The sequence below is a fragment of the Candidatus Cardinium sp. cByotN1 genome (assembly GCF_022810525.1).
Lineage (GTDB): Bacteria > Bacteroidota > Bacteroidia > Cytophagales > Amoebophilaceae > Cardinium.
In genome coordinates, this window is record NZ_JAACGG010000025.1 from 1 (window position 1) to 13,484 (window position 13,484).

Consider the following 13,484-nt stretch of genomic DNA (forward strand, 5'->3'; position numbering starts at 1 on the left):
GCGCTGATGAAAAAAGTGCGGGTTTTTTCCCTAACATAAGCCATAGTCGTGAACGGAAACAAACAGCTTGTTTGAACCCACTCAGCGGGTGAGTTCTGTTTTTTTAGCTCTAATAGGTGATTGCTCATCGCAACTATTTTACAAGAGGCCTTTTTCCTAGAACTGCTATAGCCTTGCATGCATACGTTGCATGGATACAACTACTTTAATCTTTCTGACTCTGAATATTTTTTATAAACCCTACAATGTCCTGCTTAATACCGATTAATTCATTATCGTTAGCTAGCAGAATTAAAATTTGCAAAAGTTTGTTATAATCTTCCATTAGATTCAGATACTTTTTATTTAATTCTTGTAGTTTATCAAAATAAGGATCTTTTATAACAGCAGAGTCACTGCTCAACTTATAATTATTTTCTTGAAGCTCGTAATCAGGGGCCTCAGCATGAAACCTATACTTATTTTCATTCTTTTGATCTATACCTGGAAAATCATTAGAAAAATCATAGTGTATAATCCTACCAATAGCTAGAATAAATGAATCTTTTATATCAGCTTCCTTTAGCCGAGTATAAAGGGTATTTCGGGCAATACCTAGCTTATTAGCCAATGCTTTCATTCGAAAGCCGCTCTTTTTAATGGCTTCTTCTACTATTTTTCCTTTGTGTTGTTCCATAACTGCAATATAAATAGCTGCAAGCAAAACAAAAAAATACCGTATCTGTTCACAGCATTGGTAAAAATTTTTTCAAACTACTTTTAGATCAAAAATCAAGGCCTGGATAAAAGTTAAGGCAGATGCCTTTTTTAGGGTAGATAACCCTACCACAGTACTGAATGCGAATCTATACTTAATTTAAAGTAGGTGAATGTAATAGTTAAATAAATAATGATACGTTGACTTGATTGTCCTAGCAATGGATTTACTCAAGTAGGATAATAAAATTGTAATCTATGCTTAAGATAGTAAGATTTGCTACTTTAGGGAAGAACTAAACACTTTTATGAAAAGAAACTTTTGTATTTAGTCTTCTTTTTTTTCATTTTCTAAAAACTCCGTAATTTCTTTTTTAACACCTATTAATTCATTGTTATTGGCTATAGCAGTTAAAATTTTCAACAAGGTACGGTAATCCTCCATCAGTCTGACATATTTTCGAATTAATAAGTTGTATTCAATAAAATATGGATTTTTATATACATGCTCATAGTATGGTAACTGAGGAAATTCATCAGATGAGCCAGACTGATCAGGCTGATCTGAATAGAAACGCTCAGGCTTATTTTTCACCTTAGCTTTAGCTCGTTCATATACTTCCGGAAAGACTTTAGAGAAATCGTAGTGTATGATATTACTAACATTTATAATAAATGAATCTTCTAACTGAGCTTCCTTTAATCTAATATAAAGGGTGTTACGGGCAATATTTAACTCCCTAGCTACTGCCTTCATTTGGTAACCCGTTTCTTTAATAGCTGCCTCAACTATTTTTCCTTGATGTTTTTCTGTATGCTCTTCCATGTGCACAATATACATGACGGCAAGCAACACAAAAAAGTACTATTTTAGATCAAATTTGCCAATATAACTGTCAAGTAATTGCGCATATGTTGTATTAATATTGTTAAGTGTACTTTTATTAAAAGTAATAAATTCAATTTATGACCTTAGTGTTGTAGTAGTTTTTCGCTTAATCTTGTTTTTAAATTTTATATAAAAAACGTACCAATCGGTTGACCATAGTCCTCTTCCTTGCTCGGCCTTTACCAAAAAAAAGCAACAAAAAGGCAATAGCATAAAGTTAGGCAGCCAAGCGCCCATAAAAGTGGAGATGGCACCTGACATAGCGTAATCCCTGCCAAATATAGAAAGAATATACTCTAGCAATATAAAAAAAGAGCTAATGATTACAGATATGCCAAAACCACCTCGTCTAATAATACAACCTAAAGGAGCTGCTAGTAAAAACATAATCACACATCGTACGGCAATGGCACAACGATGCTCCTGCTGGTATAAAGCGTCATTGAGATCTGCCTGAACTATATTTTCATCGTTTATTTGATGGATTAAGGCTTGTTTTCTTTTCTTTACATGATACAATGCATCCTGAACAACCCGTTGTAAGGTATAGTCATGCGGTTGGGTAGGGGACTCTATACCTGAATTAATTTTTTTTTCTACAAGCCGATCTCTAAGTAAAATAAAATCAGCATCTTGGTTAGTTGTTTGAAGCGTTGATGCTAATCCCTCGATTTTACCATGATTCAATGGTAGGCTCGATGGCTCTATCCCATAGTAATGAATAGCTTCTTGAACCAGGAAGTTTTGACTATTTTTACGATAATCTACTAACCCTTGCACCCTTTCTTCAATCATTTTTTTTAGCTGTGGGCGAGTTCTTGTTCTTGGCTCAAGAGCGTATTTAGCGTTTGTTTTACCAAGCTTAAGTGCCTCTAAACTAATCCTTAGTTTTTGGCTTGAAAAACTATTTCTATAAAAAGATGGTTTTTGGTCAGACGTAGCATCATCATGTTTAGCAGGTAAAGGTTCTACATAATTATGCCCATTGGTCAATTCCATGACCAAATAGCCTTCATCTGGCGTAGTGTAGAGCCTACCTTGCGCTGCAGTTATTATAGAAACGGTTCCATACTTTTTAGTATAATCATATACAATAATACCTTCCATAGACTCATTATCAGTTGATTTTTTATCTACTCGAATACTATATCCTGGTATATTGTTACAAAAAATACCTTGTTGAATAAACAAAGCAGATTTTTTTTTCCAAATATCACTTACTAAAGCAAAAATTTTCTGTTTACTATTTGGGTAAATGTAATGTTGAAAATAAAAGAGCGTACTGCTTAAAACAAGAATAAAAATAAAAGGCAACCGTAGGGTACGTTGTAAAGAAAAGCCTACAGAACGCATGGCTGTTAATTCACAGCTTTCAGAAAAATTACCAAAAACAATAAGAGAGGTCATGAGAATCGCAACGGGAAAAGCATCAGGGACTATATTTAAACATAAGTAAAACAACAACTTTGAGTAAATCCGGATGCCCAATCCTTTACCTGCAATATGGCTAAATACGGCGAAAAAAGTTTGTATGACCATTACAAATAATACCAACATAAGTAATAGTATAAAAGTAGTTACAAACGTACGTAATAGTAGTTTGTCAATTTTTTTAATACCAATATTGCTCATTTTTATAAATTTGTGCCTAAATTTACCCTAAATATAGAAACAATTTAACTACTATACCTATAGAACTTAATAAAGGTAATCTAGGGCGAGGTAGCTCAGGCGGTTTAGAGCGTCGGATTCATAACCCGAAGGTCAGGGGTTCAACTCCCCTCCTCGCTACATATTTTTACATAGCTATGTTTAACAAAGCATTTCTGTTACTTGGATGCGGCTAGATATTATCACTTGTTGTCCACAGTGGTTTGAGAGTCCACTTAGACATTTTATTTTTCAAAAAGCTATAAAACAGCAATACCTTTCGGTATGCATACATAACTTACGTGATTATACCCCCTACAAACATGGTAAAATTGACGATCACCCCTATGGTGGAACAGCTGGTATGTTATTAATGGCAGAACCAATTGCCAATTGCATCAAAGCACTTCAAAAAGAAAGAGTCTACGATGAAGTTATTTATATGGCCCCAGATGGCCTGCCACTAGAACAAGATCTTGTGAATAAATGTTCCCTTAAGCAGCATTTGATATTATTATGTGGCCACTATAAAGGAATAGATGAGCGGATACGTGAGCACTTTATTACGCTAGAAATTAGTATTGGTGACTATGTGCTTTCTGGAGGTGAATTGCCTGCACTGGTCTTGGCGGATGCTATGGTGCGAGTCATACCAGGTGTTATATCAGATGCTTCTTCTGCACTAACGGACTCTTTTCAAGATGGATTGGTAGCACCACCTGCTTATACACGACCTTATAATTTTGAGGGTAAAAAGGTTCCAGATGTGTTATGCTCTGGTAATCATAAAGCTATTCAAGCCTGGATGCAACAAGAAACGCTGGCTAGAACTAAAACAAGACGACCCTATCTGTTAGCTACTGATGATGTTAACCATGCTCAATAGGTTTGACCAAACATGGTTTCTTATACTAAACCAGTTTCATCATCCAGTTATGGATATTATTTTTTTATTGGTAACTAATTCTTTTTTTTGGACTCCCCTATATATCTGGCTCATATTTTTTATTAAAAAAAGATTGGGGTGGGATGCTGTGCTACTTTTTATCTTCACGATTGTTATTTCAGATCAATCTTCTGCTACATGGCTCAAACCATTTTTTGCAAAATACCGACCTTGCTATGTGATGCCGATTACAGAGATCCATCTGTTAGGTAGCTATAAAGGCATATATGGTTTTCCATCATCTCACGCGAGCAATACATATGCCTTTGCAATGCTTTTTTGGCGAACTTTTAAAACTATATATCGCTTTAGCTGGTTATTTTTTATATGGGCTACTATTGTTTCGTATGGTCGAATATATGGTGGGGTGCACTATCCATCAGATATTTTATTTGGTGCCATGGTTGGTTGCGCTATAGGATGGTGGGTGCATCGATTTTATGAAACAAGGAATCGAAGCTGTAAGGATAAAACCTAAGTAGTAATGTCCTAGTTTCCGTTCACCACTATGGCTTATGCTAGGAAAAAAACGCGCCCTTTGAAAAAAGTGCAATCAGAAAGCGCAGTTTACAGATGAAAAGAAAAACAATTGCCGAGATGGATTACAGGTAGGCTCCTGTTTTTCCAGCTGTAAACGAAGCTTTCAGCCACTTTTTTCATCAGCGCTTGATTTTTTGGTTACTTTTTTATCAAGAAAAAAGTAACAACAAAAATTCATTTTTTACCAGTGTCAGGAACAGATACGATGTCCTAAGGGTCATAAGACTTATATAGCGTTTAAAGCATGGCTCCTTTAGGACATTTATTCACTACTGTGGCAGAAGTAGACTCCCCCCCCCTTCTAAAATAGTTACACTTGGAGCAGATACCCCTCTAGCGATTTATATTTTTTGTAGGTTTCTTTTATAAAATCTTTTACTTTTTGTTCATCAACTGGCTTTGAGTCTAATATCAGTCCGTTTCCTTGCTCAGCGTTATAAATTGGACAGTCAAATATTTTTGAGATATCCTCTATGTCTTCTTTAAGTTCATCCAATAATGGGTTTTGTTGTAAGCGCTTGATTGCTTTTTCAAACTTATATGATTCTAAGATTAACTTGAGTATATCTAACACCCCGTTAATGGGTTGATTGCATACATCCACACCAAAATATCTGTTTAATAACATTTTTTTTGTATTAATTACATCTGTATCTACTTGATCAGCAGTTTTTAAAAACTTTACAGACACCTCTAAAATTGCCTTTACAGAGGCCAATAACTGTTTTAAGGTCAAAGGTCTATGGCTACGGCCAAAGCGAGGGCTGCAAGATTGGTCAAGTGCGTTAGAGATAAACGCTCTAAATGTTTCTAGCTGCTGAGATGCTAATACTATTGCTGCAAGCTTTGACTGGTTATAGTAAATTAACCAATATAACAAAGGTAAATATTCAGCATCTTTTGCATTAACATCACCTAAATCATGCTCTAAAAAATATTTCAGTATAGCTGAATGTGCTTTAGTCCAAGTATCTAAATGATCTACAACTAGATAATGTAAAGGAGGATAACCAAACGAGTCCTTTTTGATTAGCTTCTTGAGTTTGGCTGAATGGTTAGTTATAAACTGAGCCAATATCAGTTGCAGCGCTTCTAGATTTTTATTAATAACTATCCAATGGAGCAGGTTTCTATCGAATTTATCTCGTATAAAAAGATTAAAATGAGGATTATCTAAAAAATGCTCGAATATAGATAAATAGTTTTTTCCTCGAGCCGGGTGTTGCTTATCTAAAACATTATTAGTATTTAAACACCAATATACAGGGGGGACTCCCCAACTGTCATTTTGTTTCAGTACACGCTTGATGCGGTTTACTGACTTATATTGGAATACCCTTTCAACACCATGTGCATCACAATGGATAACGGCCCAATGAAGCTCGTTACCAAGATAGCGAGATGATGTTTTAGAACGGCAAACGCTAGCTTGCTTATTAGGCTTAGATGACCTATTTTCAGCCTCTTGCGTACGCTTACGAACAGAAAGTACAAAGGGCACTTTACTACAAGTAACGATAGATATTAAAATTACACCATGTAATATAGATTGCAATTTATCTTGTACTAAAACTAGCAGATTCATAACCATTCCGTATTTAGGATCAATAGCCTTGTATAGCTGCCTTAAATTTATACATACAAAAAACGCTGGTAGTTGCTTTGTAATAAAAAATGTTATTTTATAAATATAAATTGAGTTTTGCAAGTATTTTTTAATGTTTTAACAAACAGTTTTTAAAAACAAATTTATAATCAATAATAGACTGCTTGCAAAACCAGCTCCTAATTAGATATACGCGAAACTTTAAAGATTAGCTCGATGTGCAAATTAGCAATAGAAGTAGGGTTTCACAAGAAGGCTATTGTTCACATAAATATTTAGAAATTAAAGACTGCCTTTTGGAAAAGAGGCCATGCGGCATCTTTTGCTGAAATAATTTGAGGGTTACCATAATCTTCCCAAGGAATATTTAATGTAGGATCTTGAAAATGAATACCTTGTTCTGCATTTGGGCAATGGTATGCATCGCACTTATAAGCCACTATAGCTTGGTTACTTAACGCTATAAAGCCATGGGCAAAACCCTTAGGAATAAAAATTTGATGTTGATTTTCTGAAGAAAGTAAAAATCCTTGCCATTTACCAAAAGTATCCATTCCCTTACGCAAATCTACTACCACATCCCATATAACGCCATCTACCACACGAACCAATTTGGATTGTGCATAAGGAATCAACTGGTAATGAAGGCCACGAACCGTTCCTTTTTTAGATAAAGATTGATTTTCTTGTATAAAACAAAGATCTAAGCCCATTGCTTTATATTTTTCTTTATGGTAGGTTTCAAAAAAATAACCTCTGCTATCATAATGTATAGTAGGTCTAAGCAACACAAGATCTACAAGATAGGGTTCGTCTAGCTGCATGACTTTGGTTAATGAGAAGAAATTATTTTACATAGCGATACCCCAGTACAACCCCTAACCCATTCATACCTATTACAAATCCAGATTTTGCTCTAAACTCAAGTCCAAAATCCCAAACGATATCCCAATAGCGTTGCTTTTTATGAAGAAGTTGGTTTTGGCCTGGATAAGGATGAGAATAAGGATGAACATTAAGATTAAAAATAGAGCGATATATTTGCAATAGACCAGCTTCAGCTATATTGGTTATAGCATCAAGGGTAGTAATACTATCAGGATCGAGATTTTTAGCTCTTTCCAAGGCTTCAAGTAATATTTTTTTAATATTAGACGTATCAATATAGACAGGGCAAAATTCTTTTATAGCTAGATTAGACAAGGTCAATAGGAAACGAGGGCCTCCATAACATACCAACCTGCGACTTTTTTCTGGATACAACTCAAAAAACAAGGGGATACTTATTGCATGAAATGCTATATGCTCCAAACCACCATGGGCTATATAGCCTTCACCTTTGGTAGATAAAGCATCAATTGCATTTAGAACACGTGCGCTAAAAGAGGACAAACTTGTATCCAAAAATCTTTTACGGTCAAGTGAAAAACATACCGTAAAAAAGGCGTTATAGCTATAAAGCAATCCTATTTGAATACCTATTCCATTGAAAGGATGCCATTCCATAACAGGACCAATAGCTATTTCACCACCAAGAGCCCAACGGTTCTGAATAACTTTTTTATCTACTTTTGCCCAAGCTTTTATGCCAAAAGGCAAGAAAAACTTGGCTTGTTTACCAAAAAAATCATTCTTTTGTACGGGTTGTTCCACTGAAGTAGTGGAAGGCATTATAGGAAAAGCCGAATGATGAGCTACAAAAAATGTGCATAATGCAACAAGCATCACAGAAATTTGTATTTTCGTCACCATTAAACTGTTTTTTTAGCTGACAACTACAGCAAAAGTTATGCAAAGAAAAAAACTTCAATTAAATGAAGCTTTTGAGCAACCACCATTTCCTCTTTTGAATCAAAATAAAACTTTTTACAAAAACAAAAGCATATTTCTTCAAGATATTGGTAAAAAAATTTTTAATTCCCCTTTCGATTGATCAAAAAATGGACAAAAAATCAAGTCCTCTGTAAAGAGTTGCAGCAAACAACTATTTTACTGAGGGCATTTTTTGTGTAGCTCCACTATAATACTGAATGGATACAACAAAGCTTTTTAATTACTAATTATCGACCGGCATAGCCAGTGCCTGTTTAGTAAACAGGTGCGTAAAATCATAGCCTATTTGAGTACCTAACCCATTCATACCTATTATAAACCCAGATTTAAATGTGTAATCAAATCCAAAGTCAAAGGTTAAATAAGATGGAAGTGCAATCTCATTAAGCGACTTGTTAGATGCTTTATTCTTTGATTTACCGTGAATAAAATCTACAAACTGATCCCAAAAGGTACTATTCTGATCAAGGATGAAATACCCACAGCAAATTTGTTCTACTTTAGATATAGGTATCATCAAACGAGGTCCCCCATGTAATGCAAATTGCCGACCGCTGCCTGGATACCAGCGAATAGATAACGGAATACTAATGGCATAAAATGTAACTTTATCTACGTCTAACAATACTGTGGATTTAGTTTTTGTAGGTGGCTTATGAACAAGAGACCAACCATCCATTACCTCCCTTTTCCAGGCATCATAACCTGCTGTATACAAATCGTTGTAACCACAGATCAAACCACTTTGCATGGATACTTTATCAGACAGTTTCAAACCTACAAAAATATCGATAGCCAGCTCTACACCACTAGCAGAACGGTGTACAAGAACTTGAAAACAACCTTTAGTAAGTGTTTTTACACCAATAGACCACGAAAGATTCTCTCTACCACTCACTACCTGGTCAGAATCGGGTGCTATAGCGAAGGCTGATGTATAACTTAGCAAGCTGGCTGATAATGCCATTACACTTATAATTTTTTGTACAGTATTTTTCATATCACTTTTTAGATGGCAGTTAAAATGATTTAATCGCATAGCACAATGACTTGAGACTAAACAGCTAAGTTATAAAAGCAACAAGCCTAGTATATGAATAGTTGATGCTAAAAATAACCCAATTTTAAGCTATTCTTACCAAGAAAAAAAATTATTCATTCCATAAATCTACTTGTGTAATTTTGCTTCTAGAAAGTAGAGTACCCTTAGCCTTAGTAGTCTTAACAGCCACTTTTTCTAAATCATACATAATTGATCGTTTATCTTTATTAGTCGTATCCACCAAATAGTGCAATTGTAATTTGGGTGCTAGAAAAGAAGTAACTATTTTTAAGACGCAATTATTTGATTCTGAAAAGAATATATTATATTTCTTATCCAAAACCCGTACATCTACCACAAAGCGCTTTACAAAATAGTTTTGCACTACACTGTTGTAATAAACCACTGAAAGCACATGTGAATCTTTTAATCGCTCTATAAGGACAATCCGATCCGGGATTAGTCGAAAAGGCAACGGATAAGTGGTTACAAGATACTTACCTTCTTTAAAGACTACCAATATTTTATCTGTTGGGCCAAAAAGACCTAATAATTGCCCTTTGCCCTTAGGGGCTATGCTACCAGTAGCAGAATCGTACCAAAGCTCCACGGCAGCTAGGGTAGAAAGCCCCTGTGCTTTCGGTTGAACCTTATAAATAGCATGCTTGGTTAAGATATTACCTTTGGCAGCACGTCCTCTTATAGATAAATCAGCAAAGTTAAATTCAAACTTCTTTTTAGCTGTTCTACTAATAGGAGAGAGTAAAATGGTAACGATTTCGGCAGCTCCATTAGGATGTGAACTTAAATAGACTACTCTAGAACCCGGTGTACCTAAGGTGAGATCATAAGTTTTATCACGTGTCATACTTATAATCTGAAACCGTTTGGCAAAGGCTATACCGGTGGCACCATCCACATAAATTAGATTATAGCAGCGTCTTGTATCTTTTTTATCATAAACAGAAACGTGCATAATATCTTTCCCTACAAAAAGTTTATCTGCTATTTTAGTAATAACATATTGGCCATCTTTACCTATTACGATCACATCATCTATATCTGAACAAAGTTCAACAAATTCTTCTCCTTTAAGGCCATAACCTATAAAACCTTGTTTACGATTTACATAGAGCTTATACTCCTTTGCCGTTACATCCTGTGGCTCAATAGTATCAAAGTTAGTTAAGGTTGTCTTTCTTTCTCGACCTTTTCCATATTTTTCAAGCAAACCGCTATACCAGGCTATGGTATAATCTTTCAAGTTCTGTAAATGATGTATGGTAGTAGCTAAGTTGGTTTGGAGCTGGATTAATGTCTCCTGTGCACGGAGACTATCGTATTGTGAAATGCGTTTAATTTTAATCTCGGTTAAACGAACCAAATCTGCTTCTACAATCGGCCGATAAAAATCATAAGACTTTAGATGGTCTGCTATGGTCATGAGTAAATCTTCCCAGGTTTGACAATCCTCTATCTGCCTATAGATACGGTTTTGAATAAAAATTTTTTCCAAACTGGCAAAAAATATTTTTTCTTTTAATGCCTGCTCCTCTAAAAGCAATTCCTGTTCCAATAAAGCAGTGGTACGGTCTACCGTATAGGCTAAGAGCTCATGAACGGTTACAAAAACAGGTTTGTCATCCTGAATCACACAAGCATTAGGTGCATAACTTACCTCACAATCTGTGAATAGATACAGTGCGTCTATAACGGTTTCTGCTAATTGACCAGGAAGTAGGTTAATCAGGATTTCAATATCTTCTGCAGTGTTGTCCACTACATGTTTAATTTTTATTTTGCCTTTTTCATGTGCTTTTAGAATAGATTCAATTAAACTAGTAGTCGTTGTTCCGTAAGGGATTTGGGTGATCACCAATGTTTGCTGATCTCGGACTAGTATAAGGGCACGCACCCGGACTTTTCCTCCCCTTTTGCCTGCTTGGTAATGACTACAATCTGCTAAACCACCTGTTGCAAAATCTGGAAAAAGGTTAATGGCATTACCCTTAAGTAAATCTATAGAGGCTTGTATCAACTCTATAAAATTATGGGGCAAAATTTTAGTAGCTAGTCCTACCGCAATCCCCTCTACGCCTTGGGCCAACAATAGGGGAAATTTAACCGGAAGGGTACGAGGCTCTTTTTTTCTGCCATCATAAGCTAGCTGCCAGGTTGTAATCTGTGGGCTGTACAAAATTTCTTTGCCGAAGGGCGCAAGACGGGCTTCTATATAACGAGCTGCAGCTGCACTATCTCCAGTTCGTACATCTCCCCAATTCCCTTGTGTATCTATTAATAATTCTTTTTGCCCTATGACTACAATGGCTTCTGTAATAGATGCATCGCCATGGGGATGGTATTGCATGGTTTGACCTACAATATTGGCTACTTTATTATAACGACCATCATCAATTAGCTGCATGGCATGGAGAATCCGACGCTGCACAGGTTTGAGACCATCTTCTATAGCAGGTACGGCTCGCTCCAAAATTACATAAGAAGCATATGCTAAAAACCACTGCTCATACATGGCTTCCATAGTCCCTACGGAAGCCACGGTATTATCTAGGTTATTAGTGTCTTGTTCTAAGTCGGATGTTTCGTTCATAATCTTCAAGAAGAAATCTATTACCTACCCGACTAACTACCCTATAACATTTTGCGCAGCTTCTGTCAAAAGTGCTATAGCCTTCTCTTGCCCTTCAAATCCTTTTACTTTAACCCATTTTCCACTATCCAAGTCTTTATAGTGGCTAAAAAAGTGTAGAATGCGACCTTTTAAAAGGGCGCTTAATTGCTCAATATGGTCAATATGTGCAAACTCAGGTGCTACTTTTTTAATAGGTAAGGCAATAATTTTTTCATCAAAACCAGATTCATCTTCCATCAACAATACGCCAATAGGTCTAGCTTTAATGACTGCACCAGGTATAATAGGATAAGTAGCTACTACTAAAACATCAATTGGGTCTCCATCGTTAGAACGAGTATGGGGTACAAATCCATAGTTACAAGGATAATACATAGGGCTTGACATAAACCTGTCGACAAATAAGGTACCAGACGACTTATCCATTTCATACTTTACAGGATCATGATGCATCGGAATTTCAATGATGACATGCAGATCATTTGGAAAATCATCTCCTGATGATATTTTTTCTATGTTCATTCCGTTTAAGATTTAATTAAATAACCAGTAATATAGTCTATATTAGGTGAATCATGTAATTTAGATAGAAAACCATAGGTTGCTATGCTAATATAGAAAAACCTTAAACGTATATGGTAGCAATTTCCACAACAATACATCAAACTAAATCACTTATTGGCGCTCATACTTCTACTCAAGGGGGGCTTGAGAAAGCGTTACTGCATGGCGCTACAATAGGTGCTACTACCATACAGCTTTTTACGAGCAACCAACGCCAATGGGCCGGCAGACCATTAAACAAAGCAGAGCTGAGTAGCTGGCATGATACGCTGGAGACTACCTCTATGCAACAGGTTATGAGCCATGCTAGCTACCTAATCAATCTGGGCTCCAACCAAGAAGCCTTATTAACCAAAAGCCGCAGTGCCTTTGTAGAGGAAATAGAACGTTGTTTAGCTTTAAAGATCAGTTATTTAAACTTTCACCCAGGTGCTGCAACGGGTGATCATGCCACTGCTTGTTTAGACAGAATCGTGCAAAGCTTATGGGCACTTGAACCACTTTTTCAAAAAGAGAACTCTTTACGCTTGCTTATAGAAACTACTGCAGGTCAAGGCTCTACGGTTGGTCATTCATTTGAACAGTTAGCCTATATCATCCAAAAAGTCAAAGAGGTAGTACCTATTGGGGTTTGCATGGATACCTGCCATGTTTTTGCAGCAGGGTATGCTATTCGTACACTTGCCGAATGGGAAGATACATTGGCTAAATTTGAGTCAATCATTGGCCTAAACCATCTCTATGCCCTACATGTTAACGACTCCATGACACCACTTGGTTCAAGAAAAGATCGACATGCTAACTTAGGGAATGGAGAAATAGGCATGGCGTGCTTTAAGGCGATGATGCAACATCCCAAACTTAAACTCATTCCTAAATATTTAGAAACACCTAATGGTGACACTATGTGGATAAAAGAAATCAAACTTTTGCAAAGTTTTTAGGTATCCGTTCACGACTGTGGTTTTTCTTCGATTATATTTAGCAACTTTTTGGTTTGCGTTGACTCAATTAGTAGAAAATGAATTTTTGTTGTTACTTTTTTCTTGATAAAAAAGTAAGCAA

General features: G+C 36.0%; 12 protein-coding genes and 1 tRNA gene. 4 read left to right on the forward strand and 9 right to left on the reverse strand.

Features of this window, described 5'->3' with window-relative positions; genetic code table 11:
- Positions 1 to 205: 205 nt before the first annotated feature.
- The 3 genes from MUW73_RS00905 to MUW73_RS00915 all read right to left on the reverse strand — a co-directional run bounded on the left by MUW73_RS00905 (position 206) and on the right by MUW73_RS00915 (position 3,217).
- Entirely contained in the window at positions 206 to 676 is a 471-nt protein-coding gene (locus MUW73_RS00905) for a helix-turn-helix domain-containing protein (RefSeq protein ID WP_243018122.1), read from the reverse strand.
- Between the two features lie 348 nt (positions 677 to 1,024).
- Entirely contained in the window at positions 1,025 to 1,522 is a 498-nt protein-coding gene (locus tag MUW73_RS00910; RefSeq protein ID WP_243018123.1) for a helix-turn-helix domain-containing protein, read from the reverse strand.
- A gap of 138 nt (positions 1,523 to 1,660) precedes the next feature.
- Entirely contained in the window at positions 1,661 to 3,217 is a 1,557-nt protein-coding gene (locus MUW73_RS00915; RefSeq protein WP_243018124.1) for an LptF/LptG family permease, read from the reverse strand.
- An 84-nt stretch (positions 3,218 to 3,301) separates the two neighbouring features.
- On the opposite strand from MUW73_RS00915, the gene MUW73_RS00920 reads away from it, so the two are divergent.
- From MUW73_RS00920 to MUW73_RS00930, 3 genes are all read left to right on the forward strand, one after another.
- Positions 3,302 to 3,376 (forward strand) — tRNA-Met (locus tag MUW73_RS00920).
- A gap of 46 nt (positions 3,377 to 3,422) precedes the next feature.
- Positions 3,423 to 4,121: a tRNA (guanosine(37)-N1)-methyltransferase TrmD gene (trmD, locus tag MUW73_RS00925; RefSeq protein WP_243575160.1), complete on the forward strand. Its 699-nt coding sequence runs from the start codon at positions 3,423 to 3,425 to the stop codon at positions 4,119 to 4,121.
- A complete protein-coding gene (locus tag MUW73_RS00930; RefSeq protein ID WP_243575161.1) occupies positions 4,099 to 4,659 on the forward strand; it encodes a phosphatase PAP2 family protein in 561 nt (186 codons plus the stop codon). Before trmD ends, MUW73_RS00930 begins: the two co-directional genes overlap by 23 nt.
- A gap of 372 nt (positions 4,660 to 5,031) precedes the next feature.
- Here the strand turns inward: MUW73_RS00930 and MUW73_RS00935 are convergent, their stop codons facing one another.
- The 6 genes from MUW73_RS00935 to ppa form a co-directional block, all read right to left on the reverse strand.
- On the reverse strand, positions 5,032 to 6,306 hold the full coding sequence (locus MUW73_RS00935; RefSeq protein WP_243018108.1) for an ankyrin repeat domain-containing protein: 1,275 nt from the start codon (positions 6,304 to 6,306) through the stop codon (positions 5,032 to 5,034).
- Positions 6,307 to 6,602: 296 nt separating this feature from the next.
- Positions 6,603 to 7,151: a dTDP-4-dehydrorhamnose 3,5-epimerase gene (gene rfbC / locus MUW73_RS00940; protein ID WP_243018107.1), complete on the reverse strand. Its 549-nt coding sequence runs from the start codon at positions 7,149 to 7,151 to the stop codon at positions 6,603 to 6,605.
- A 22-nt stretch (positions 7,152 to 7,173) separates the two neighbouring features.
- Complete coding sequence (locus tag MUW73_RS00945) at positions 7,174 to 8,079, reverse strand: hypothetical protein (protein ID WP_243018106.1); 906 nt, start codon at positions 8,077 to 8,079, stop codon at positions 7,174 to 7,176.
- Between the two features lie 304 nt (positions 8,080 to 8,383).
- Positions 8,384 to 9,160: a hypothetical protein gene (locus MUW73_RS00950; RefSeq protein WP_243018105.1), complete on the reverse strand. Its 777-nt coding sequence runs from the start codon at positions 9,158 to 9,160 to the stop codon at positions 8,384 to 8,386.
- A gap of 151 nt (positions 9,161 to 9,311) precedes the next feature.
- On the reverse strand, positions 9,312 to 11,813 hold the full coding sequence (locus MUW73_RS00955; protein WP_243018104.1) for a DNA gyrase/topoisomerase IV subunit A: 2,502 nt from the start codon (positions 11,811 to 11,813) through the stop codon (positions 9,312 to 9,314).
- A 36-nt stretch (positions 11,814 to 11,849) separates the two neighbouring features.
- Positions 11,850 to 12,377, reverse strand: a complete 528-nt coding sequence (ppa, locus tag MUW73_RS00960; RefSeq protein WP_243018103.1) for an inorganic diphosphatase — start codon at positions 12,375 to 12,377, stop codon at positions 11,850 to 11,852.
- 113 nt (positions 12,378 to 12,490) lie between these two features.
- Between ppa and MUW73_RS00965 the strand changes: the two genes are divergently transcribed.
- Entirely contained in the window at positions 12,491 to 13,363 is an 873-nt protein-coding gene (locus MUW73_RS00965; RefSeq protein ID WP_243018102.1) for a deoxyribonuclease IV, read from the forward strand.
- The last annotated feature ends 121 nt before the right edge of the window (positions 13,364 to 13,484 follow it).